The organism is Sneathia sp. DSM 16631, assembly GCF_014892235.1.
GTDB lineage: Bacteria > Fusobacteriota > Fusobacteriia > Fusobacteriales > Leptotrichiaceae > Sneathia > Sneathia vaginalis.
The window spans coordinates 32,234-56,019 of record NZ_JADBHL010000002.1 but is presented as its reverse complement, the minus strand read 5'-3'; the positions used below and the strand labels follow the sequence as shown (position 1 = coordinate 56,019).

Genomic DNA, 23,786 nt, shown 5'->3' with positions numbered 1-23,786 from the left:
TGAAAATTATGAGCAATTTAATTCCAAAGGCTGTAGGACCATATTCAGCATATAGAGTAGTAGATGATTATGTATATATTTCAGGTCAAATAGGACTAGATCCAGAAACTAATGAATTAGAATTGGACCTTAGTTCACAAACAAAGAGAATATTAGAAAACATCAAGAATATCTTAGCTAAAGAAAATTTAACTATGGATAATGTAATTAAAACAACAGTTCTTTTATCTGATATTCACGATTTTGTGCCAGTTAATGAAATATATATGACATACTTTAATGAACCTTATCCTGCAAGATCAGCATTTGCAGTTAAGGACTTGCCTAAAGGAGCATTAGTAGAAATTGAAGTAATTGCACATAGATAGAAAAAAACAAGCTCTAAAGTGAAGAAAAAAACTTTGGAGCTTTTTTTTAGTTAAAAAATGATTATGAACCAAGGCAAACAAATTCAATGAAGACAAAGAATAGAAAAAAAGAGGTTAAGAAATAAACAAAGTATTTAAAAAATGTTCCTTTTTTTTTTTTTTTTTGGGATGTAAAATATAACTGATAACCAAACAATAATAAAGGAAGAAGTGGGAAAGATGAAAAAAACTATTTTAATTTGTGCTGCATTAACAATGTTAGCAAGTGTTGGGTATGCAGGGAATGAAATGACTGATGGAGCATATAATTTAATTTTAAAAGAAAGTGCTAATAATAAGATAAATGGTCATGACAATGTAGTTGGTGGAAATTACAATGAAGTAAATGATGAATTTTTAGATATTGCAATAAAAAATAAAGATAAAAGTGAAGCTGAAATAAAGAAAGCAATTTCAGAAAAATTAGTTACAGATTATAAAGATGTTTTAGCTCAAGTTAAAGCTAATAAAACAAAATCTGATGGTGAAATACTAAATGCCATAAAAAAAAGTATGGGTGTAAAAAGTTATGAAATTGTAAAATACGATTTTAGTTTAATAAGTGGAATTATTAAAAATGTAAAAGAAGGAAAACTTACAAAAGATGAAGATATACTATATAAGGCTTTTGATCCATATGATATTTATAATAAAAATGTAATAAAGAAAGTAATAGCAAAAAAAGATGAAGATAATAAAAAAATAAAAGATGAACTTGTAAAATCAGGTAATTACTTAAATAATAATACTTTATTGGGTTATTCAAATAAAGTAAAAAATTCTATGAGAAGTGTTGTAATAGGAGACGGTGCAGAAGTAGAAAATTCTAATAGTGATGGAAATGTTGCAATTGGTAATTCAGCAAAAGCAAAGGGACAAGCAGCAACAGCTGTTGGACCTCGTTCAAGTGCTTTAAATGATACAACAACTGCATTAGGTTATGGTACTATGAGTTTAGGAAAAGGTTCTACAACAGTTGGTAGTAATGCAACAGCATATGGGACTTATGGAACAGCAATAGGAACTAATTCTAAAGTAATAGGTGAACAAGGGACAGCATTAGGATATAGTGCTGAAGTTTTTGGAGAAGGTAGTGTTGCACTTGGTGCTAGTTCTAGAGCAGGTGAAGCTAGTGAGAAAGATGGATATAGACCATATAGTGCTATAGATGGAAAATATAAGGGAATTACAAGAGAAAAATTAAGAGAAATAGTAGCACAAAGAGATCAAGCTAAATTACAAGAAGCAATGAAAGCGATGATTAATGATAGAGTATGGAAAGCAAATTTAGGTGTAGTGTCAATAGGTGATCCTCAATTTGGAACAAGACAAATAGCAAATGTTGCTGCAGGATATAATGATACAGATGCTGTCAATGTAGCACAATTGAAAGAATTGAAGACTTATGTTGATAATTCTACACCATTTGAATATGCTACTACAGATAAAAAACCTTTGTATAAGTATAATAATAAATACTATACAAAAGATAATAAGGAATACACAGGTGAAGTTATCATAAAAGCTAAGGAATTACATAAACTTTCTAATATTGCAAGTTCATTAGGTAATGGCAATACAGTAAGCTCAGATACAACACCAGCACCAGAAACTAGTGAAAATGAAAATAATGTTGTTGTAATTAAGGACTTAAAAACTATTAAGGAAAATAAGGCTGATAAGGCATATGTAGATGAAAAAGTTTCTAAACTTAATGAAAAAACAGATTTAGCTTTAAGTGGAGTATCAAGTGCTGTAGCAATGGCAAACTTACCACAAGTAAGTGGAGATAGAAAGTTTAATTTAGCTGCATCATATGGATACTATGGAGGATCTCATTCAGTAGCAGTAGGACTTAGTGGAACAAATGACAAGCAAAACTTTACATATAAACTAAGTGGAGCAGTTAATAGTAAAGGAAATCTTGCCTTTGGTATAGGAGCTGGAGTAATGCTTGGTAGTGTAAATAATAAGGATAAGGTTATAGAACAATTAAAAGATGAAAATAAGGAAATGAGAAAAGAAATAAATGAATTAAAAGAAGTAGTTAGAAAGCTTATCCATAAGTAGAAAGTAAGAACCTGTATGGGTTCTTATTTTTTATTTATTTATTTTATTTTTTTTTTATTTTTTTTTTTTTTTTTTTTTGGAAAAACTGTTGACATATTGAAAAATATGTTGTAATATACAATTAGCACTAAGGGATAAAGAGTGCTAACAGAGGTGTAACATGAATGAAAGAGAAAAACAGATTCTAAACACAATAATAAATCACTATATTAAAACAGGTGAAAGTGTTGGATCAAGAACAATTGAAAAAAAATATGACATTGGTGTTTCATCAGCTACTATAAGGAATGCGATGGCAGACCTTGAGGATAAGGGTTTGATATATAAGATGCATACATCATCTGGTAGAGTTCCAACAGAAAAGGGATACAGAACATATATAGATGAACTTATGGATGATGAAAAAGATGATGGATATAATGACATCAATTCATATATTAAATTAAAGAGTAAGCAGATCGGTTTAATATTGGAAAATATTACTGAGCTATTATCAAAAATTTCTAAGCATACAGCAGTATCATTGGAACCGTCAGTTGAAAAGCATAAGATAAAGAAAATAGACATGATACATGTAAATGATAGAAGAGCTTATGTGGTAGCTGTAACCGATTTAGATATTGTAAAGGCAGCTAACATTAACTTATACAACATAACTAGTGAAAAGGTATTAAAGGAAGCAACTAGATATGTTAATAATTTAATTGTTTCAAATAACTATAGCTACACTTTACAAGATTTGAAGAATTTTTTAGAAAAAGTTGGAGAATTAGATACTGGTTTTTCAGATAGAAACGATTCTAAATTCCGTATATCTAATGAACCTAATCTCTTACTTCATTCAGATAACTTAATTGAGACTATAAACTTCATAGAAGATAAGCAAAATCTAAAGAATATATTTAAAAATATTGTTGATGATGAAAAATATGATCCATATGAAGTTAATATATTATTCGGATCTAAATTAGGAATCGAAGCCTTCAAAAACATGGTAATAATATTTTCAATCTATGAATATGAAGGTGAAAGAGGATTGATAGGAATAATAGGTCCTCAACGTATGGAATACAAGGAAAATATTAAGTTATTGAATTATGTAACAGATATTTTAAAACAAGCTATAAATAGTGCTGTTATACTAAAATTAACAAGTTAGGAGATGAAAATGGAAGAAGCTAAAAAAGAAAAAGAACAACAAGAAGCAAAAGAACAAAAAGAAACGAAAGAAACAAAAGAAACAAAAGAAGATGAAAAAGAAAAATTAAAAAAAGAAATTGAAGATTGGAAGAAAGCATATGCAATAAAGCTTGCAGACTTTGATAACTATAAAAAGCGTATAGATAGAGAGTTTAAAGAACTTGAAAAATATGCTTGCCAAGATTTAATTTTAAGTCAACTTTCAGATCTTGATATACTTGAAAAAGCTATAGAAACTACTGATGCAACAGATAGTAATAAAGCCTTATTAGACGGTATAAATATGGTTGTAAAAAATATGGTAGCCAAATTAAAAGAAATGGGAGTTGAAGAGATAAACAACGAAGGTGTATATGATCCATATCAACATCATGCAATATCTATGGATAAGGATGATGAAAAAGAAGATGGAGAAATATTACAAGTATTACAAAAGGGATACAAATTAAAAGGTAAAGTTATTAGACCAAGTATGGTTAAGATAAACAAAAAATAGGAGGAAAATTATGAAAGTAATAGGAATAGATTTAGGTACAACTAATTCATGCGTAGCCGTTATGGATGGTGGTACATATACAATAATACCAAATAGTGATGGTGAAAGAACTACTCCATCAGTAGTAAATATTAAAGAAAATGGTGAAGTTGTTGTAGGTACAATAGCAAAAAGACAAGCAATAACTCAACCAGATTCAACAGTTAGTTCAATAAAAACACATATGGGTGAAAATTACAAAGTAAATATACATGGTAAGGAATACACACCACAAGAAATTTCAGCTAAGATATTACAAAAATTAAAGAAAGATGCTGAAAGCTACTTAGGTGAAGAAGTTAAGGAAGCTGTTATTACAGTTCCAGCATACTTTACAGATGCACAAAGACAAGCAACAAAAGATGCAGGGGAAATAGCAGGATTAAAGGTTGAAAGAATAGTTAATGAACCAACAGCTGCTGCACTTGCATATGGTATAGACAAGAAAGCTAATGAAAAAGTCCTAGTATTTGACTTAGGTGGTGGTACATTTGACGTATCAGTACTAGAAATAGGGGACGATGTAGTAGAAGTATTAGCAACAGCAGGTAATAACCACTTAGGTGGAGATAACTTCGATAAGAAGATAATAGACTGGTTAGCAGAAGAATTTAAGAAACAAAATGGTATAGATTTAAGAGATGATAAAATGGCATACCAAAGATTAAAAGATGCTGCAGAAGATGCTAAGAAGAAATTATCAACTACACTTGAAACACAAATTTCATTACCATTCATTACAGTAGATGCTAATGGACCAAAACACTTGGAAACTAAGTTAACAAGAGCTGCATTTAATGAATTAACTAAAGACCTTGTTGATATGACTAAAGGTCCAGTACAAACAGCATTAAAAGATGCAGGTTTAACTACAAAAGATATTAATGAAATATTACTTGTTGGTGGTTCAACAAGAATACCAGCTGTTCAAGATTGGGTTAAATCATACTTCGGTAAGGAACCAAATAAGGGTATAAACCCAGATGAAGTTGTTGCAGCAGGTGCTGCTATACAAGCAGGTGTAATAAAGGGTGACGTTAAAGGTGTACTATTACTAGACGTAACACCATTATCATTAGGTATAGAAACATTAGGTGGAGTATTTACAAAGATAATAGAAAAGAATACTACTATACCTACTAAGAAATCACAAGTATTCTCAACAGCTGTTGATAATCAACCAGAAGTTGGAATTATGGTTTACCAAGGTGAAAGAGCTAAAGCAGTAGATAACCAAAAATTAGGTGAATTCTCATTAGGAGGAATATTACCAGCACCTCGTGGAGTCCCTCAAATTGAAGTTACATTTGAAATTGACTCAAATGGTATAGTTCACGTATCAGCTAAAGATAAGGGAACTGGAAAAGAAAATTCAATAACAATATCTGGTTCATCAAACTTATCAAAAGACGATATAGAAAGAATGAAGAAAGAAGCCGAAGCTAATGCTGAAGAAGATAAGAAGTTTAAAGAATTAATAGAAGCAAGAAATATGGCAGATCAATTAACAATTTCAACAGAAAAGATGTTAAAAGATAATGAAGCTAAACTTCAAGGAAATGAAAAAGAAGAAATAACTAAAGCAGTTGAAGAATTGAAGAAAGTAAAAGATTCTGATGATATAACAGAAATTAGAGCAAAGATAGATGAATTATCAAAGGTAACACAAGGATTTGCAACAAGAGTTTACCAAGAAGCTGCAAAAGAAAATGCAACTCCTAATAACAATGAAGGGGAAAAGAAATCTTCTGATGACCCAGAAGAACCAGAAATAATAAACTAAGAAGAGAGAGAAAATGGCTAAAAGAGATTATTATGAAGTGTTAGGTGTTAATAAGAATGCAAGTCAGGATGAAATCAAAAAAGCATATAGGGAATTATCAAAAAAGTATCATCCTGATTTGAATCCCGATAACAAAGAAGAAGCTACAGAAAAATTTAGAGAAGTATCAGAAGCATATGAAGTTTTAAAAGATGATAAGAAACGTCAAATGTATGACAATTACGGTCAAGCTGCCTTTGAAAATGGAGGTGCAGCTGGAGCTGGTGGATTTGAAGGCTTTAATACTGGTGGATTCAATTTTGGAGGCTTTGATTTCTCTGATATATTCGAAAGTGCATTTGGTGGTGGACAAACATCAGGATTTCACACTAGCACTAGATCTAGAGGTAGAGATTTAGAGTATAGAGTTAGACTAACACTAGAAGACATTGTAAATGATAAAGAAGTTAAAATTGAATATACAAGAGATGGTAAATGTAGTAGTTGTTCAGGTACAGGAGCAGAAAATGGAAATTTGACAACTTGTGGAAATTGTCAAGGACAAGGTCATATAACAAAGACTACAAAGACTATACTAGGGTATATGAAACAAACAGTAGTATGTAGTACATGTTCAGGTACAGGTAGAGTGCCTAAAAAGTTATGTACAGATTGTCAAGGAACTGGTATAAAGAAAGAAAAGGTTTCAAAGACAATAAAGATACCATCAGGAATTGAAGATGGTACTAGAATGATTTTAAGAGAAATGGGATCATATGCAGGACGTGATAGTGATTGTGGCGATCTATATATTAGAGTTGAAGTGAAAAAACACGATATATTCAAAAGAGAGGGTTTAAATATATATTTAACTGTGCCAATTACTCTAACAGAAGCAATATTAGGTACAACTAAGCAAATACCAACTTTATATGGAACTGAAAATGTTGAAATAAAGGCTGGAACTCAATATGGAAATAGAAAAGTATTGGTAGGTAAAGGTCTTAAATTTAAAGGTAGTGTAGGAAATCAAATAATAACTTATACTATAGAAATACCAGTAAATTTAAGCGAAGATCAAAAGAAGCTAGTTTCTAAATTGGACACTTCATTAGGAAAAGATAATTACAGAGAAACAGAATCATTCTTTCAAAAGATAAGAAATTTCTTTAAATAATAAAAGAATGGGGTTCAAACCTCATTCTTTTTTTGCTCTAATATAATATTTCTGACAGTTTTCATTTTATCATCTAATTGTGCACTTAAAACAGCACAATCGTATAGTATTTTTTGTATTTTTTCAGTATTTTTTATATTCTTTTTATAACGTATCTTATGCTCTGTTGTAGCCCAGAAGTCCATTCCTATGGTTCTAAATTGTATTTCCACTTTTCTATATATCATTTGTTCGTATAGGAAAACAGGGACTTCAACTATCAGATGGTAACTTCTATATCCATTAGGTTTTGGATTTTTTATATAATCTTTTTCTTCAAATATTTTAAGATCATATTGATTTTTAAGAGATTCTATTATGCTATATACATCATCAACAAAGTGACATATTACTCTAATACCTGCAATATCAAATATATTATCTTCAATATCTTGCTTATTTAAACTGATATTACGTCTTTTTAATTTGTTAATAAAACTAGTAGGAGTTTTTATCCTGCTTTTTATACTTTCTATAGGGTTACTTTCCTTTTTTACAGAAAATTCTAAATTTAAAACTTTTAGTTTTGTTTCGACTTCTAACAGTGCACATTCATATTCTGATATCATTCTTTGATAAGGATATGAACTTTTTAAAATCACCTCAAATTGCTCTGTATCAAGAGTTTCATAGTAAATAGCTAGCTGTTCAAAAACAGTAAAATCTAACATTTAATCCACCACCTTTGTGTATATTTTAGCATAAAAAAATGAAACATGTAATATATATTTTGTGTAAAAACGTTGCAGTGGTTATTCGATAAAAATAAATAAATTAACAATAACACTCAATTGCAATTTTAAATACAAAATGGTATAATTACTAACATAATGAGTCAATTTAGGAGGACGAGATGGCACTTAGAAAATTTAGCAAATATATGAAGATAATGACTGTATTAATAATTATTTCAGCAGTTTTATCTGCTTCATACGCTGGATACACATATTTAACAGCATATTTTCATAATAGAAAGCAAGTTTTATTCACATTAGATGGAGAAAAAGTATATAAAGAAGACTATGAAAAAGAAGTAAAAAGTCTTAATGCAAATATAGAAGAGTTATACAAAAACAACGGATTAGATGTTAACAAGGGGTATAATAAGATACCGAATAAAGTTGTAAATGAAATGGCTTTAGCTTCTGTTATAAATAATACGATGGTAAAAGTATTGTCTCATGATTTGAAAATAGAAGTAAGTACAGTTGATGTTAATGCAAAATTAACTGAAATAGAAAATAAGTATGGTGGTAAGGAAACATTAGCATTAATGTTAGCACAAAAAGGATCTACAATAAAGGATTTAAAAGCAGATATAAAAGATTCTTTAATATATCAAAAAACAATTGATAAGTTTAAACAAAAAATTAAACCTACTGACAAACAATTACAAGATATGTATAATCGTTTCAAATACACTGAATATGCTTCAAGACAATTTGATGAAGTTAAGGGACAAGTAGAAGATATGTACTACAAACAAAATCTAGATTTCTTAATCAATTCAAATATGGAACAGTTATTTAATAAGTCTAAAATTTCAACTAAGAATAAAGAAATTATTGATCTGTTCAATGACTTAAAGAAGGTAGAAATAGAAGTAGCAGATGTTAAAGTTATTAGAAAAGATATGTTAAGTTTTTATGCTTCACAAGCTATACAAAATCCTAAGGGATATTATGATGGTATAGAACAATTTGTAAATGAACAAAGAAAAACTGAAATACAAAAATTAGTTGATAAAGAAAAGATTGCAAATTCAAAAGGTGTTAAGGGTCTTGATGGTTTAACACCAATAAATAGAATACAAAGTGCATTACAAAACTATTACTACTACTTAGTTGACACATACAAGCCAAGTGATGCAGAAATGAAAGCATGGTTCGATAAGAATAAGAGTAGATATGATACAAAGAATACAATATCTGGTGAAATTTTAGGTATAACATACAAGTCTAGCGAAAAAGATGATAAAGAAACAGAAAAAAGAGCAAAAGAAGTATTAAAGACATTGAATAAGAATAATTTTGCTGCAAAGGCAAAAGAATTATCAAGCGATCCAGGTTCAAAGGCAAATGGTGGAGAGTTAGGATGGTTAAATGTATCACAACTAGTTCCAGAATTCCAAGTTGTAAGAGATACACCTAAAGGATCAATAATAGGACCAGTTAAGACAATGTATGGATACCACCTAATCTTTGTAGAAGATAAGGACAAGGATGATCCAAATAAAGCAAAATTAAAACACATTCTTTTAAAACCAGTTGCATCTAATGAAACTAAGAATGAAGCTAAAAAAGAAGTAATAAATGTAGAAAATGATCTTAAATCTGGAAAGATAACTTGGGAAAAGATTACAACAGATAAGACAAATAAGTATAAGAAGTATGATATAAGAGAACAATTTACATTACTTGAAAGAAATTCTGCCTTACCAAAAGTAGGATATTCAAAAGAATTAATGGATGAATTATTCAGTAAGAAAGTCGGAGATATAGTAGAAAAAGACTTAAATGACTCTTATGTAATAATACAAAAAACTCAAGAAATACCATTTAAGGCAGCTACTTTTGAAGAATTTAAAGATAGAGTAAGAGTAGAAATGGCATTTGATTTTGCAAATAAACAATTAAACATGACTGAAACACAATAAATGCTCATTTAGAGCATTTATTGTTTTTTAAAGTGGAGTGAAAATGAAAAAGATAAAATTAAGCCCGTATGTGTTAATACTTTTATCCTTCATTATTATGATGTTTTTAGGGGCATTTCTTTTAATGCTACCTATTTCATTAAATAATGGACACATAGGGAATTTCTTAGAGAGTTTATTTACAGCTACATCAGCGTTATGTGTAACAGGATTAGTTGTAAATGATGTACATAGTACATATACAGTATTCGGTAAAATAGTTATTATGATACTAATACAATTAGGTGGATTAGGGGTATTAACTTTTTCATCTATGGTTATTCTTAGTATATCTAGTAAAATGGGATATTATACCAAAAAGATAGTGAGTGAGGATATAAACTACAATATATTAACAGAAATACCTAGATACCTAAAGCAAGTATCTATAGTGGTATTTAGTATAGAATTTTTAGGAGCACTTATCCTTTTTATTGAATTTGTTAGAAAAATGCCTATTAAGGATGCAATTGGTTATTCAATATTCCATGCAATATCAGCTTTTTGTAATGCAGGATTTGCCCTATTTTCTAATAATCTAGAAGGATATCAATCAAGTTTACTAATAAATCTATGTGTAACATCCCTTATCATTCTAGGTGGTTTAGGATTTGCAGCTATAATTGATATATATAATGTATTTAAAGGTGTAAGACGTAAAATTTCTAATAGTACACATATAGCGATAAATATGACAATAATATTAATAATATTAGGTACAGTTCTAACATTTGTACTAGAGTATAGTAATAGTTTGACATTAGGAAGTTTGAGCTTGAAAAACAAGATATTAGCATCATATTTTCAAAGCATAACTTTAAGAACAGCAGGATTTCAAACTATTAATTTAAGTGGTATTACATTACCTACGATAATAATATATATCTTTTTAATGTTTATAGGTGCTTCTCCAGGGTCAACAGGAGGGGGACTAAAAACAACAACTTTAGGAGTTCTTTTATTAGGTATAACAAACTCTATAACAGGAAGAGAAGATATACAATATAGAAGAAGAAGAATATCATGGACTACGTTTAATAAGGCATGTGCTATACTAATATTATCATTATCATATATATTATTCATGATATTTTTAATGAGTATATTTGATAGTAAAATGGGATTCTTGCCACTATTATTTGAATTAGTATCAGCTTTTGGTACTGTAGGATTAAGTATGGGACTAACAGCTAAGTTATCTGTGATTACGAAAATAATATTGATAATAACTATGTATATAGGTAGAGTAGGACCTCTTACCATCCTATATGCTATTTCAAGAAAGAGAAAGCAAGAAGGAAAGTATAAATATTCAGAAGAAACTATTTTAATAGGTTAGGAGTTAAGATGAAAAATTATCTAGTAATAGGACTTGGTAAATTTGGAAGAGCAATAGCAAAAACTTTATATGAAAACGGAAATATTGTATTAGCATTAGATGAAAATGAAGAAGCAGTACAACGTATATTAGATGAAGGAATAGTAGAAGATGCAATAACATTAGATGCAAAAGATGAAAACGCATTGAAGAATATAGTTAAAGATAGTTTTGATGCTGCATTCGTTTGTATAGGAAGTAACATACAAGATAGTATCTTAGTAACACTTATGTTAAAAGAATTAGATGTTAAGAATATAGTATGTAAGGCAGAAACAAAAATACAAGGTAAGGTCTTAGAAAAATTAGGTGCAGATCAAGTTGTTTATCCAGAAGAATTAATGGGTGAAAAGATAGCATATTCAGTAATGAGACCAACAGTAATAGAGTATTTTAAATTCTCAAATGAATATTCAGTATTTGAAATTAAAGTCCCTAAGATATTCATAGGTAAGTCTTTATTAGAACTAAATTTAAGACATAAGTATTCAACCAATGTTATAGCCATCAGAACACAAGGAGAATTTAATATTACTCCTTCACCAGAATACAAATTTAAAGAAGAAGATACAATAGTAGTATTAGGTAAAACAGAAGGTATTGGAGCGTTAATGAAATGATAGAATATGATGTAATAGTTGTAGGAGCAGGACATGCTGGTATAGAAGCTAGCCTTGCTTGTGCAAGACTTGGATTTAAAACAGCGATGTTTACTATACGTTTAGATAATATAGGGGAAATGAGTTGTAATCCATCTATTGGTGGACCAGCTAAGAGTCATTTAGTTAAAGAAATTGATGCATTAGGTGGACAAATGGGTAAGAATATGGATAAGAGCTTTATCCAAATGAGAATACTAAACACTAAAAAAGGACCAGCTGTAAGATCATTAAGAGCACAAGCAGATAGAAAACTTTATGCTAATAACATGAAAAAGACTGTAGAAAAACAAGAAAACTTGGATATAATACAAGATATAGTAACAGAAATACTACACGAGGGTAATAAGGTTACAGGTATAAAGACAAAAAATGGTCTGGAACTTAAAACTAAAAAATTAATACTATCAACTGGAACATTTTTAAATGGTTTGCTATACATAGGTGATAAAAAACTTGAAGGTGGAAGAATGGGAGAGTTAAGTGCAAAGGACTTAACAAAATCATTAGTTGAATTAGGTCTTGAAGTAAGAAGATTTAAAACAGGTACTTCACCTAGAATAGATGGAAGAACAATAAATTTTGATATATTAGAAGAACAACCAGGTGAAATAGGAAAGCCTTTAAAGTATTCATTCTCATCAAAAGATGAAGATGTATTAAAAAGAAGACAACTATCATGTTATCTTACAAGAACTAACCAAACTATGCATGATATAGTATTAAATAACCTAGATAAAGCACCTATGTATAATGGAACTATACACAGTACAGGGCCTAGATATTGCCCATCTATAGAAGATAAGATAGTAAGATTTAGTGATAAGTCATCACATCATTTATTCTTAGAACCAGAAGGTTTTGATACAACAGAAGTATATATTAGTGGTTTATCTACAAGTTTTCCAGCAAGCTATCAACAACAAATGGTTAATTCAATAAAAGGTATGGAAAATGCAAAGATAATGAGATATGGATATGCTGTTGAATATGACTTTGTTTCAGCACAAGAATTAGATTATACGCTTGAAACTAGAAAAGTAAAGGGTCTATACTTAGCAGGTCAAATAAATGGAACTAGTGGTTATGAAGAAGCAGCAGCACAAGGACTAATAGCTGGAATTAATGCTAGTTTATCACTAATGAATAAAGAACCTCTAATACTTTATAGAAATAGTTCATATATAGCAACTATGATAGATGATTTAATTACTAAAAGAATAGAAGAACCATATAGAATGTTTACAGCAAGATCAGAATACAGACTTATACTCCGTGAAGATAATGCTGATATACGTTTATCTAAGTATGGACATGATATAGGGTTAGTTAGTGATGAAGAATATAATAAAGTATTAGAAAAAGAAAAGACAGTAAAAGATGTTGTAGAATTCTTAGATAAGACTAGTGTGGGTATAAGCAACACAACTTTTAGAGATTTACTTGAAAAATACGGAGAAACTACTAAAAGTGGTGTAACATTGAAGGAATTTTTAAGAAGACCTAAGGTAAGCTATGAAGATATTAAGAATATAGTAAAAGAAATGGGAATAGGGTATAACCTTGATTTTCGTGATGATATAGAATATCAAATAGAAGTAGTAGTAAAGTATGAAGGTTACATAAAAAAAGCATATCAAATGATAGAAAAAGCAAAGAAGCTTGATAATTGGAAGATACCTAGTGATTTTGATTATGATAATATGAAGGGTATTACAGGAGAAGCAAAACAAAAACTAAAAGAAAAAAGACCTTATACACTAGGACAAGCATCTAATATATTAGGTGTAACACCAGCAGATATTGCAGTATTAATTATGTACTTAGATGGTAGGTTAAAATGTTAAATGAAAAATTAAAAAGATATCTTGAATTGTTAATGGAAAAGAATAAGGTAATGAATTTAACTGCAATTAGAGAAAAAGATGAGATTATAGACAAACATTTTTATGATTCTATGCTTTTAAATGATTTATTAACAAAAGAAGATAAGAAGATAATAGATATAGGGACAGGTGCTGGGTTTCCAGGTTTAGTTTTAGCCATTCTAAATCCAGATAAAGAGTTTTTGTTAGTTGATTCAGTTAAGAAGAAAATTGACTTTATCAACAATGTAATAGAAGACTTAGAATTAAAAAATGTCAAAACAAGCACTTTGAGAGCAGAAGAACTAATAGAAAAGAATAGAGAAAAATTTGATGTAGGTTTATGTAGAGGTGTAGCTCATCTATCAATAATTTTAGAATATGAAGTTCCTTTTTTAAAGGTTAATGGAAGATTTTTAGCACAAAAACAAAGTGCAGATGAGATAGAACAAGCAAAGAATGCATTAAAGGTTTTAAAATCAGAAGTAAAGGCAATACATAAATTTAATTTACCCATTTCAAAAGATGAAAGGGTTGTAATAGAAATACAAAAAAAGGGGATAACAGATAAAAAGTATCCAAGAAAAGTGGGAGTCCCTAAAAAAAAGCCACTGTAAAATAAAAGCTAACCAAGATTTAACTTGATTAGCTTTATTTATATTATCTCTAATTCTTTTAGTATCACATAGAAACCGTCATTTTCAATAGAGGATGTAATATATTTTGCGTGTTTTTTTACATATTCACTAGCATTACCCATAGCAACAGAGTTTGTAATGACATTAAACATAGAAACATCATTATTACCATCACCTATTGCTAATACTTCATCTTTAGTAAAGCCATAGTAATCCATTACGAACTTTAATCCATTAGCCTTACTAGATTTTTTTGATAGTATCTCTAAGCTAGTAGGTATATTACTTACAACATAATAATCCTTTGAAAGTTCATCTACATAAAGCTTTTTAAACTCATTTAAATGTTCTTCTTTTCCCATAAAATTTATTCTGCATATGTCACCTTCAAAATCTGTATCAGTTATTAAACGTAGCGGATCTTTTAGAGCATAAGCATCATTTAGGAGCTCTTCACTTAGAGTAGTGTAGTACAAAAATTTGGTAGTATAAACACTTATATGAATATTCGAGTTTTCATATTTTTTCAGTTTTAAAAAGTCTAATGATTTGAGAAAGTTTTTATTTTTTATATCTTTTGTGTTTAAATCTTGTACAAGAGCTCCTGTAGTTAAAACTGACAATTCCTTGTTATTCTTTATACCAGCCATATCTAGTATGTCTAGCGTAGAATGTAGAGATCTTCCTGTTATTGGAAGTATCTTTATTTTTCTTTTTTCAAGTTCAGAAAAAGCTAATTTAACTTTTTCTGAAACAGTATTACTAAAAATTGTACCATCTAAATCAAATGCAATAAGCTTAATACTCATCTACTTTATCACCGTTTCAGCGAACATATCACTATTAACAGGAGAGAAAGCATAGTTTGAAATTCTATCATTTACAACATAGTATTTATTTACTTGATAAAGTACAGTAATTGGTACATCATTTGCTATTATTTCTTCAACTTTCTTCAAGTATTCAAATCTCTTAGCCTTGTCTGGTTCAGCTTTAGCTAATTGAACATATTTATCATATTCTGGATTAGAATACTTACCATTGTTATTACCATTCTTAGTCATGAATAAATCAAGGAATGTCATAGCATCTTGATAGTCAGCACCCCAACGAGTAAGAGCTATATCAAAGTCACCATTAGTTTGTCTTGATAATCTTTCCTTATATGTCATAACTTGGATATCAAATTCTATACCAAGATTTGTTCTAAGTTGTTCTTGTATATTTTCAGCAACTTTCTTGTTGTTGTCCATATCATTAACGATTATAGATAATTTAGGGAATTCAGTTAAACCAAGTTCCTTCATACCTTCTTTAAATAGTTCTTTAGCCTTATCTACATTGTACTTTTCTATAACATCTCCAACTTCACTACCAAAGTCATTTGTCTTATTACCTGGCATACCAACTTTGTGTGGAGTAAAGTTGTATATAACAGAATTTAAACCATTGAATGCAGATTTGTTTATATCATCCTTATTTAATGCAAGATCAAATGCTTTTCTTATCTTCAAGTTAGTTAATACTTTGTTTTGGAAGTTGTACATTAAGAAGTACATTTGAGCTTGAGGAAGAACTTTTAATCTCTTGTCATCTTTAAATTCGTCATATTGTTCAGAACTTATATTAGTAAAATCAATTTCATCATTCTTAAATGCATTTAATGCAGCAGCATTATCCATTATGAATTTAATCTTAACACCATCAAGTGAGATTTTATCTTTTGCATAGTAGTTAGGATTTTTTTCTAGATACATTTCAGAGTTATGTGTCCACTTTTTCAATATAAATGGACCAGAAGATAAAATATCTTCAGGTTCTAATGCGTACTTTTCACCTTTTTCTTCTACGAATTTTTCATTTGCAGGTAAGTAAGTTACAAATGAAGTTAATGATGGGAAGTACGGTGTAACATTTTCAAGTTTAACTTCTAATGTTTTATCGTCTAATACATTTATTCCTACTTCATCCTTACTACATTTTCCGTCGTTAAATTTTTCAGCATTTTTTATTGGGAAAAGTATGAATGCATATTCTGAAGCAGTTTTAGGATCTAATGCACGTAACCATGCATATTTGAAATCATTTGCGGTTAATTTATCACCATTTGACCATTTAAGATTATCTCTTAAGTGGAAAGTCCATGTTAAACCGTCAGCACTAACTTCATATTTTTCTGCTAAACCTGGTTTAGGTTGCTTTGTTTCCATATCAAGTTTAGTTAAACCTTCACTAAGTAATTGGTGTATGTTACAACCAGTGTGATCAGTTAACAATTGCGGGTCTAAACTTTTACCTTCTTCAGGAAGTCTGTAATTTAATACTTTTCCTGTGGGAGTAGAACTCCCACAAGAAAACAGGGTAATAAAAAGAAATATTGATAATAAAAATTTCTTAATCATAAAATTCACCTCTATTTAAAGTCAGCATAATTCATAAGGAATTCAGGTCCTATAGCTGAGAATGAGAAGTTATTTAGCTTTTCATTTACTATGTAGTTGTGTTTTGCTTGGAATAATAGTGCAATAGGTATATCAGATGCTATTATTTCTTCAGCACGTTTCATAGCTAAGTATCTTTCTTCCTTGTTTGGTGTAGACTTTGCAAGTCTAATACATTTATCATATTCAGGGTTAGAATATTTACCATGGTTATTACCATTAGTAGATTCTAGTAAGTCAAGGAATGTCATTGCGTCTTGGTAGTCAGCACCCCAACCAGCTAATACCATATCAAATTGTCCGCTTTCCATTCTAGCAAGTCTTTCTTTAAATGCCATAGTTTCAATCTTAACTTCAATACCTAAGTTAACTCTTAAGTATTCTTGTATAGATTCACCAATCTTTTTGTTTAATCCAGAATCGTTAAGTATAATTGAAATAACTGGAGCTTTAGAAAGTCCTAATTCTTTTAATCCTTTTTCAAGGCAAGCTTTTGCTTCAGATGCATTGAATTTAGGTGCACTTACACCAATTTCAGTTGCAAAGTCATTAGTTTTAAGTCCAGGCATACCAACACCTTTTGGTGTGAATGTATATGCAGGATCATTTATTCCATTAAATACTGTTTGTGTTAATTCTTCTTTGTTTATAGCTAGAAGTATAGCTTTTCTTACATTTGTATTACCTAAGAATTTTTCTTTATGATTGAATTCTAGATACCAGTTTGTAGCCATTAAGACTTTATGTAAGTTAGGATTATCTTTGTATTCATCATATTGTTCAGCAGTTAAAGCTGTAAAGTCAATTTCATCATTCTTAAATGCATTTAATGCAGCAGCTGGGTTAGCTATAAATTTAATGTTAACACCATCTAATTTTATCTTGTCTTTATCATAGTAGTTTTCATTCTTAACTAGTTTAATTTCTGAGTTATGAGTCCAAGATACCATTTTGAATGGTCCAGAGTAAAGTAATTTATCTGGTTCTAGTGCGAATTTGTCTCCACATTCATTAAAGAATTTTTCATTTACTGGCATATATGTTACGAATGCAGTTAATGATAAGAAGTATGGAGTTGCAGCTTCTAGTTTAACTTCTAATGTCTTGTCATCTACTACTTTTATACCAACTTCATCTTTGCTTGCTTTACCGTTATTGAATTTTTCAGCATTTTTAATAGGGTATAGCATATATGCATAAGGTGCAGCTGTGTTAGGATCTAGAGCACGAAGCCATGCAAATTTAAAGTCATTAGCTGTAATAGCTTCTCCGTTAGACCATTTTATTCCATCTCTTAAGTGGAATGTATATGTTAATCCATCTTCTGAGATTTCATATTTTTCAGCAAGTCCAGGAATTGGTTGTTTAGATTTAGGATCAATCTTTGTTAAACCTTCGCTTATAAATTGATGTAAATCTCCTGAAGATACGTCTGTTTGTAAAGCTGTGTCTATTGTTTTACCTTCTTCTGATAAATTAAGTGTTAAATATTTACCATTTGATGTAGAGCTCGACCCACAACTAAACAGTGTTAAAAAGCAAACAAATATTGCTAAAAGTTTTTTCATAGTTATTTACCTCCGTTATTTTCTATGTATTCTTTTTCGACATAATGATCTTTTTTGTACTCAATTAACCCTGAGTTAGGCATAATGTTTTTTAATTCTTCCATGGTACCAACAGGACTTCTCAAATATGATTCGTCCATATTTATACGGTTTGCTTTCCTATCATGATGGGGATCAGGAATAGGAACAGCTGATATTAGTGATTTAGTATAAATATGTATGGGATTATTATATACTTCATCAGGACTACCTAATTCTACGATTCTACCTCTAAACATAACTGCAACTCTATCAGATATGTATTTAACCATTGATAGGTCGTGCGCAATAAAGATAAGAGTTAGTTCACGTTCTTTTTGTAGTTTTTTTAGTAAGTTTACAACTTGTGCTTGTATAGAAACATCTAATGCAGATATAGGTTCATCACAGATTAAAACTTTTGGATTAACTGCTAATGCTCTTGCTATACCTATTCTTTGACGTTGTCCCCCAGAAAACTCATGAGGGAATCTGTTTGCGTGTTCTCTACTTAAACCAACTAATTCTAATAAAGAATATATTTTTTCCTGTCTTTCACTTTTGTTTTTGTATAACTTATGTATATCCATCCCCTCAGCTATAATATCTCCAACAGTCATTCTTGGATTTAGTGAAGCTTGAGGATCTTGGAATATCATTTGTACATTTTTAGTAAATTCTTTTTTTGAATACTTTTCAATGGGTTTACCAAATAAAGAAATATTACCGAAAGTTTTTTCATAAAGTCTACAAATCGTTCTACCGAATGTTGTTTTTCCACTACCAGATTCTCCAACAAGACTTAAAACTTCTCCTTTGTATATGTCTAAAGAAACATCATCAACAGCTTTTAATACTGATTTTCCTTCTAGTGGGAAATATTTTTTTAAGTTTTTAATTTCAAATACCTTTTCCATTATTTCCCTCCTTGTATATTAGCTATTTTTAAGTTTGAAAAACTTGTTTTAATGATATATGGATCTCCAACCTTAGGTTTCATTAATATGTTTCCGTCTTGTAAGAATTTCATTTCAGGAGCACCATCTGTATAGTGCCAACATCTAACAAAATGGTTTTTTGTAACCTCAACTAAAGGTGGTTTTCTTTCGTAGTCTATCTTTAATGAAAATTCAGATCTAGCTGCAAAAGGATCTCCTTTTGGTGGGTTTAATAAATCAGGTGGTGTACCATTAATTGAGAATAATTCTGTACTAGAATCAGTGTCTAATCTTGGTAGTGATTTTAATAATCCCCAAGTATATGAGTGTAGTGGATTATTGAATAAGTCATCTACACTAGCTTCTTCTAGTTTTTCACCAGCATACATAACAATAACCTTATCTGCAGTTTCAGCAACTACACCAAGATCGTGAGTTATTAGTATTACTGCTATATTCAATGATTTCTTTAATTCATTTATTAAATCAAGTATTTGAGCTTGTATAGTAACGTCTAGAGCTGTTGTAGGTTCATCACAGATAAGTAAATCTGGTTCACATGCTAGTGCAATTGCAATTACAACTCTTTGACGCATCCCACCTGAAAATTGGTGTGGATATTGTTCAAATCTTTCTTCAGGTTTAGGTATTCCAACTTTTCTTAACATTTCAATGGCTAACTTTTTAGCTTCAGCCTTAGAAACTTTTTTATGTATTAAGATACCTTCCATTATTTGTTTTCCAATTTTAATAACTGGGTTTAGTGATGTCATAGGGTCTTGGAATATCATTCCTATTCTTCCACCCCTATATTTTCTCATTTCTTTTGGTGATAGTTTTAATAAGTCTACACCATCAAATATTATTTCTCCTTGTTTAACTTCACAAGGAGGTGTTGGTAATAATCTCATTATAGTTTGTACAGTAACTGATTTACCACTACCAGATTCACCAACGATTGCCAGTGTTTCTCCCCTTTTTACTGAAAAGCTAATATCTCTTAGTGCTTTAACTTCACCAGCATAGGTATTAAATGAAACACTTAAATTTTTAACTTCTAAAATATTATTTTCTTCCATTTTGTTCCTTTCTAATCTCTAAGCTTTGGATTTAAAGCATCACTTAATGCGTCTCCAATAATATTAAATGATAAAGTAATTAGTGATATAGCTATTGATGGAATTAAGAATAAGTAAACGTGTGAGTTGATTTCTTTGAAACCATCTGCTGCTAAGTTACCTAATGAAGCTTGAGGAATAGGAACTCCTAGACCTATAAAGCTTAAGAATGCTTCTGAGAATATTATTGATGGTATGTCCATAGTAAGTTTAACTATTATTACACTTAAAGTATTTGGAATTAAGTGCTTGAATATTATTCTAGTAAAACTTGCACCAAGAGCAGTTGAAGCCATAACATATTCATTTTCTTTTAATTTTAGAACTTCACCTCTTACTAGTAGGGCATATCCTAACCAACGTGTTAGTGATAATGCAATTACTATAGTCTTAACACTGTTACCCATTACAACCATTAAAAGTATGATGTATATCATAGATGGTACAGCTATAACTATTTCTATAAATCTAACCATTAACATATCTACTATTCCACCAAAGTATGCTGCAATAGAACCGTATATAGTACCTACAACAACACAGACAGCAGCTACTATTATTGCTAATTCCATAGATACTCTAATACCTTGTGATATACGTGCGAATAAGTCACGTCCAAGTGTATCTGTACCTAGGTAATGTCCTAATTTTATTCCTTTTAGTGGAGTTAAAAATCTTAATTTTGTATTTTGTTCAAAGTATGAATATTTTGTAATGTGTTGTCCAAAGATGGCTAAGAATAATCCAAAACCTAAGAAAACTAAGAATGCCATCGCAAGTTTATTCTTTTTAAATCTTCTCCATGCATCTTGCCAGTAAGTAAGGCTAGGTTTAGTAATTTCTTCTCTTTTATTCTTGTCTGGACCCACGAATGTGAAATCTTCAGGAGTAGTTACATATTTTTCTCTGTCATATTTAACCATTATTTACCCCCTCCAATTTTTATCTTAGGATCAACTAAAGCATAAACTAGATCCATTATTATCATCATAAGTATTAAAAATGCTGCATAAAAGACTGTAACACCTAATACCATTGTATAGTCTCTATCGATTATACTTCCTATGTAATATTTACCAAGTCCAGGTATACCAAACATTGTTTCTATAACGAATGAACCTGTTAATACACCAGCTATTGTAGGTGATATTATTGTAATAATTGGTAATAACGCATTTCTTAAAGCGTGTGTCATTACTATTTTAAATGGGCTAACCCCCTTAGCTATTGCTAATTTAATATAGTCTTGTTCCATAATTTCTATCATTTTACTTCTAGTAAGTCTTGCAATTTCTGCTACTATGAATAGTCCTAATGCTATTACAGGTAATATCTTCTTAGCAGGGCTGTCCCAACCAGTTAGTAATATTCTACCTAGTGGTAGATGCAACTTATTAATCAATATCTCTTTATGTATATTTACAGCATATAGTTGTAGTAGACCTGCTATTATGAAACTTGGTACTGATATACCTATTACTGCTATAATCATTGAGAATCTGTCAATAAGTTTGTTTCTGAATAATGCTGATAATATTCCAAGAGGTATACCTACTATAAGTCCAAAGAGTATAGCTCTTATTCCTAAGTCAGCTGAAACAGGGAAGCTTTCCTTTATTACTGAGTTAACACTTCTACCTCTTTCCTTCATAGATAATCCTAAATCAGCTTTACTTAACTGTTCTAAGTAAGTTTTGTATTGAGTAGATAAAGGTTTATCTAGATTGTATTTTGCCATCAAATTTGCTTTAATTTGAGGCGGAATAGCTTTTTCACCTTGAAATGGGTCTCCAGGTAATTTATGTAATAATACAAATGTTATTGTTATTATTAATAATAAGGTAATAAAGCTGGCAATAATCCGCTTTACTAAAAATTTTAAAATATTTTTCATAGTTCTCCTTTCTCTATTAGGCTTTTAAAAATATATGGGTATTATAGCTTATATATTTTTTTAATACAAGATTAGTGAAAATCATGATTTAGAAAAAATATAAATTAGAAAAATAAGAATCTGTTAAAGAAAAGCTATAGGCACTGACAATATTAACTTAAAAAGTTATTTGATTTCTTTTATGTATAAGTATAAGTAATGTAAGCATAAAAATTTTTAATGTAAAAAAAACTAAAAAAATTTGAAATTAAAGGCTTTTAGTAATTATCAAACATATAAGGAATAAAAAAATATGGAACTGAATGAGGCATATTGCTTATACAAAAAGTGTAATATATAATAGGAAAAAATAGGAGGTAAATATATATATGAAAAAAATATTAACAGTTTTACTAGCAACAGTAACTTTAGCAGTAAGTTCATTTTCACATGGACATTTTAAAAGACCTGAATTTAAAGAAGGAACAGAAAAGGTATATGTGACATATAAGGATAAAAGTAATCTACCTTTAAAATTAATTATTGCAAAAACTAAAGATACAAACTTAGATGTAGCATATGTTTGGGGTTGGGGTAGAATCTTTATAGTAAAAACAAAATATGGTTATGCAGATAGAAATGGTAATTTTGATATTATTAAAACTAAAAAAGGTGATTTAATAATAAAGGCAAATGTTACAATGATGGATATAGATAAAGGAGAATTTTTCCATTCAACATATGGATACCTACACTCACATGTATATCCAAAATTAAGTGAAAATAAGATAAAGATTGAAGATAAAGACTATGAAGTAGTTAAATTTGATCCAGTAGGGCCTTATGATAAATCTGTAATGTATAAAGAAAAAGACGGTAAGTTCACTTATTTATACATACCAAAACCAATGGGATCTGGATATAAAATACCTGATATGGCAGAATTTAAGTTCACAGCAAAATTACATAGAGAAAAATAAAAACCTATCAAGTTGAAAATATATGTGAAATATAATATAATATGTTGCGATAACAAATGATGGGAGAGATTTATGAAATACTTCTTTTTAGTAATTGATTACTTAATACCAATATTGTTGATTATTTCATATCCGTATTGGAAAAAAATAGCAAATGGTCCTATAAACAACGCATGTGGTATAAGAACTAAAAATTCGATGAAGAATCAAGAGAATTGGAAGAGAATAAATATGCTTTGCGGGAAAATATCAGTGATTTTAGGAGTTGTTTTATTTATTTTTGTTTCAGTAGTTTTGTACTTTAATATATTACCAATGGAATGGAATGCACTTATGTTAACGGTAATATGTTCGTGTTCGTTTGTATTTATGTGCATATATATTGATAACAAATTTGATAAGTAAAGGATTAACTTTTTGTTAAT

General features: G+C 29.6%; 21 protein-coding genes. 13 read left to right on the top strand and 8 right to left on the bottom strand.

Annotated elements, in window-relative coordinates; translation table 11 throughout:
• The first annotated feature begins 8 nt into the window (after nt 1–8).
• The 6 genes from IMK15_RS01870 (at nt 9) to dnaJ (ending at nt 7,151) form a co-directional block, all read left to right on the top strand.
• Entirely contained in the window at nt 9–368 is a 360-nt protein-coding gene (locus IMK15_RS01870; protein ID WP_046329074.1) for a Rid family detoxifying hydrolase, read from the top strand.
• A 219-nt stretch (nt 369–587) separates the two neighbouring features.
• Nucleotides 588–2,477: a YadA-like family protein gene (locus IMK15_RS01865; RefSeq protein ID WP_192941677.1), complete on the top strand. Its 1,890-nt coding sequence runs from the start codon at nt 588–590 to the stop codon at nt 2,475–2,477.
• A 160-nt stretch (nt 2,478–2,637) separates the two neighbouring features.
• Entirely contained in the window at nt 2,638–3,636 is a 999-nt protein-coding gene (hrcA, locus tag IMK15_RS01860) for a heat-inducible transcriptional repressor HrcA (RefSeq protein ID WP_046329072.1), read from the top strand.
• A 9-nt stretch (nt 3,637–3,645) separates the two neighbouring features.
• Complete coding sequence (grpE, locus tag IMK15_RS01855) at nt 3,646–4,173, top strand: nucleotide exchange factor GrpE (protein WP_192941676.1); 528 nt, start codon at nt 3,646–3,648, stop codon at nt 4,171–4,173.
• 7 nt (nt 4,174–4,180) lie between these two features.
• Complete coding sequence (dnaK, locus tag IMK15_RS01850; RefSeq protein WP_192941727.1) at nt 4,181–5,995, top strand: molecular chaperone DnaK; 1,815 nt, start codon at nt 4,181–4,183, stop codon at nt 5,993–5,995.
• A 13-nt stretch (nt 5,996–6,008) separates the two neighbouring features.
• Nucleotides 6,009–7,151: a molecular chaperone DnaJ gene (gene dnaJ / locus IMK15_RS01845; RefSeq protein WP_192941675.1), complete on the top strand. Its 1,143-nt coding sequence runs from the start codon at nt 6,009–6,011 to the stop codon at nt 7,149–7,151.
• A 14-nt stretch (nt 7,152–7,165) separates the two neighbouring features.
• Here dnaJ and IMK15_RS01840 read toward each other — a convergent pair whose 3' ends face one another.
• Nucleotides 7,166–7,861 carry a GTP pyrophosphokinase family protein gene (locus tag IMK15_RS01840; RefSeq protein ID WP_046329068.1) on the bottom strand — a complete coding sequence of 232 codons (696 nt, stop codon included), beginning with the start codon at nt 7,859–7,861 and terminating at the stop codon, nt 7,166–7,168.
• A 182-nt stretch (nt 7,862–8,043) separates the two neighbouring features.
• Between IMK15_RS01840 and IMK15_RS01835 the strand changes: the two genes are divergently transcribed.
• Genes IMK15_RS01835 through rsmG form a run of 5 tightly spaced genes read left to right on the top strand, consistent with a single transcriptional unit; the run spans nt 8,044 to nt 14,404 of the window.
• Nucleotides 8,044–9,846: a peptidylprolyl isomerase gene (locus IMK15_RS01835; protein WP_192941674.1), complete on the top strand. Its 1,803-nt coding sequence runs from the start codon at nt 8,044–8,046 to the stop codon at nt 9,844–9,846.
• A gap of 43 nt (nt 9,847–9,889) precedes the next feature.
• On the top strand, nt 9,890–11,224 hold the full coding sequence (locus tag IMK15_RS01830; RefSeq protein WP_192941673.1) for a TrkH family potassium uptake protein: 1,335 nt from the start codon (nt 9,890–9,892) through the stop codon (nt 11,222–11,224).
• Nucleotides 11,225–11,232: 8 nt separating this feature from the next.
• Nucleotides 11,233–11,883 (top strand): potassium channel family protein, encoded by a 651-nt coding sequence (locus IMK15_RS01825; protein WP_046329063.1) that lies wholly within the window; start codon nt 11,233–11,235, stop codon nt 11,881–11,883.
• Nucleotides 11,880–13,769 carry a tRNA uridine-5-carboxymethylaminomethyl(34) synthesis enzyme MnmG gene (mnmG, locus tag IMK15_RS01820; protein WP_046329062.1) on the top strand — a complete coding sequence of 630 codons (1,890 nt, stop codon included), beginning with the start codon at nt 11,880–11,882 and terminating at the stop codon, nt 13,767–13,769. The genes IMK15_RS01825 and mnmG overlap by 4 nt, the downstream gene beginning before the upstream one ends.
• Entirely contained in the window at nt 13,763–14,404 is a 642-nt protein-coding gene (gene rsmG / locus IMK15_RS01815) for a 16S rRNA (guanine(527)-N(7))-methyltransferase RsmG (protein WP_046329061.1), read from the top strand. The genes mnmG and rsmG overlap by 7 nt, the downstream gene beginning before the upstream one ends.
• Before the next feature lie 38 nt (nt 14,405–14,442).
• Here rsmG and IMK15_RS01810 read toward each other — a convergent pair whose 3' ends face one another.
• From IMK15_RS01810 to IMK15_RS01780, 7 genes are read right to left on the bottom strand one after another with little or no spacing between them, the layout of a single operon-like run.
• A complete protein-coding gene (locus IMK15_RS01810) occupies nt 14,443–15,234 on the bottom strand; it encodes an HAD-IIB family hydrolase (RefSeq protein ID WP_192941672.1) in 792 nt (263 codons plus the stop codon).
• On the bottom strand, nt 15,235–16,827 hold the full coding sequence (locus tag IMK15_RS01805) for a peptide ABC transporter substrate-binding protein (RefSeq protein WP_084710376.1): 1,593 nt from the start codon (nt 16,825–16,827) through the stop codon (nt 15,235–15,237).
• An 11-nt stretch (nt 16,828–16,838) separates the two neighbouring features.
• On the bottom strand, nt 16,839–18,434 hold the full coding sequence (locus IMK15_RS01800) for a peptide ABC transporter substrate-binding protein (RefSeq protein WP_192941671.1): 1,596 nt from the start codon (nt 18,432–18,434) through the stop codon (nt 16,839–16,841).
• Between the two features lie 2 nt (nt 18,435–18,436).
• On the bottom strand, nt 18,437–19,369 hold the full coding sequence (locus tag IMK15_RS01795) for an ABC transporter ATP-binding protein (RefSeq protein WP_226869157.1): 933 nt from the start codon (nt 19,367–19,369) through the stop codon (nt 18,437–18,439).
• Nucleotides 19,369–20,469, bottom strand: a complete 1,101-nt coding sequence (locus tag IMK15_RS01790; RefSeq protein WP_192941670.1) for an ABC transporter ATP-binding protein — start codon at nt 20,467–20,469, stop codon at nt 19,369–19,371. The genes IMK15_RS01795 and IMK15_RS01790 overlap by 1 nt, the downstream gene beginning before the upstream one ends.
• Nucleotides 20,470–20,480: 11 nt before the next feature.
• Nucleotides 20,481–21,431, bottom strand: coding sequence for an ABC transporter permease (locus IMK15_RS01785; protein WP_046329056.1), 951 nt, complete (start codon nt 21,429–21,431; stop codon nt 20,481–20,483).
• Nucleotides 21,431–22,402 (bottom strand): ABC transporter permease, encoded by a 972-nt coding sequence (locus tag IMK15_RS01780; protein ID WP_046329055.1) that lies wholly within the window; start codon nt 22,400–22,402, stop codon nt 21,431–21,433. The genes IMK15_RS01785 and IMK15_RS01780 overlap by 1 nt, the downstream gene beginning before the upstream one ends.
• A gap of 368 nt (nt 22,403–22,770) precedes the next feature.
• Here IMK15_RS01780 and IMK15_RS01775 point away from each other — a divergent pair, with 368 nt between their 5' ends.
• Nucleotides 22,771–23,361 carry a hypothetical protein gene (locus IMK15_RS01775; RefSeq protein WP_192941669.1) on the top strand — a complete coding sequence of 197 codons (591 nt, stop codon included), beginning with the start codon at nt 22,771–22,773 and terminating at the stop codon, nt 23,359–23,361.
• Between the two features lie 72 nt (nt 23,362–23,433).
• Complete coding sequence (locus IMK15_RS01770; protein WP_192941668.1) at nt 23,434–23,766, top strand: SdpI family protein; 333 nt, start codon at nt 23,434–23,436, stop codon at nt 23,764–23,766.
• The last annotated feature ends 20 nt before the right edge of the window (nt 23,767–23,786 follow it).

Bases quoted from the DNA above. Each gene is read 5' to 3' on its own strand.
- IMK15_RS01870 (WP_046329074.1), top strand. From the start codon at position 9: ATGAGCAATTTAATTCCAAAGGCTGTAGGACCATATTCAGCATATAGA.
- IMK15_RS01865 (WP_192941677.1), top strand. From the start codon at position 588: ATGAAAAAAACTATTTTAATTTGTGCTGCATTAACAATGTTAGCAAGT.
- hrcA (WP_046329072.1), top strand. From the start codon at position 2,638: ATGAATGAAAGAGAAAAACAGATTCTAAACACAATAATAAATCACTAT.
- grpE (WP_192941676.1), top strand. From the start codon at position 3,646: ATGGAAGAAGCTAAAAAAGAAAAAGAACAACAAGAAGCAAAAGAACAA.
- dnaJ (WP_192941675.1), top strand. From the start codon at position 6,009: ATGGCTAAAAGAGATTATTATGAAGTGTTAGGTGTTAATAAGAATGCA.
- IMK15_RS01840 (WP_046329068.1), bottom strand. From the start codon at position 7,861: ATGTTAGATTTTACTGTTTTTGAACAGCTAGCTATTTACTATGAAACT.
- IMK15_RS01835 (WP_192941674.1), top strand. From the start codon at position 8,044: ATGGCACTTAGAAAATTTAGCAAATATATGAAGATAATGACTGTATTA.
- IMK15_RS01830 (WP_192941673.1), top strand. From the start codon at position 9,890: ATGAAAAAGATAAAATTAAGCCCGTATGTGTTAATACTTTTATCCTTC.
- IMK15_RS01825 (WP_046329063.1), top strand. From the start codon at position 11,233: ATGAAAAATTATCTAGTAATAGGACTTGGTAAATTTGGAAGAGCAATA.
- mnmG (WP_046329062.1), top strand. From the start codon at position 11,880: ATGATAGAATATGATGTAATAGTTGTAGGAGCAGGACATGCTGGTATA.
- rsmG (WP_046329061.1), top strand. From the start codon at position 13,763: ATGTTAAATGAAAAATTAAAAAGATATCTTGAATTGTTAATGGAAAAG.
- IMK15_RS01810 (WP_192941672.1), bottom strand. From the start codon at position 15,234: ATGAGTATTAAGCTTATTGCATTTGATTTAGATGGTACAATTTTTAGT.
- IMK15_RS01805 (WP_084710376.1), bottom strand. From the start codon at position 16,827: ATGATTAAGAAATTTTTATTATCAATATTTCTTTTTATTACCCTGTTT.
- IMK15_RS01800 (WP_192941671.1), bottom strand. From the start codon at position 18,434: ATGAAAAAACTTTTAGCAATATTTGTTTGCTTTTTAACACTGTTTAGT.
- IMK15_RS01795 (WP_226869157.1), bottom strand. From the start codon at position 19,369: ATGGAAAAGGTATTTGAAATTAAAAACTTAAAAAAATATTTCCCACTA.
- IMK15_RS01790 (WP_192941670.1), bottom strand. From the start codon at position 20,469: ATGGAAGAAAATAATATTTTAGAAGTTAAAAATTTAAGTGTTTCATTT.
- IMK15_RS01785 (WP_046329056.1), bottom strand. From the start codon at position 21,431: ATGGTTAAATATGACAGAGAAAAATATGTAACTACTCCTGAAGATTTC.
- IMK15_RS01780 (WP_046329055.1), bottom strand. From the start codon at position 22,402: ATGAAAAATATTTTAAAATTTTTAGTAAAGCGGATTATTGCCAGCTTT.
- IMK15_RS01775 (WP_192941669.1), top strand. From the start codon at position 22,771: ATGAAAAAAATATTAACAGTTTTACTAGCAACAGTAACTTTAGCAGTA.
- IMK15_RS01770 (WP_192941668.1), top strand. From the start codon at position 23,434: ATGAAATACTTCTTTTTAGTAATTGATTACTTAATACCAATATTGTTG.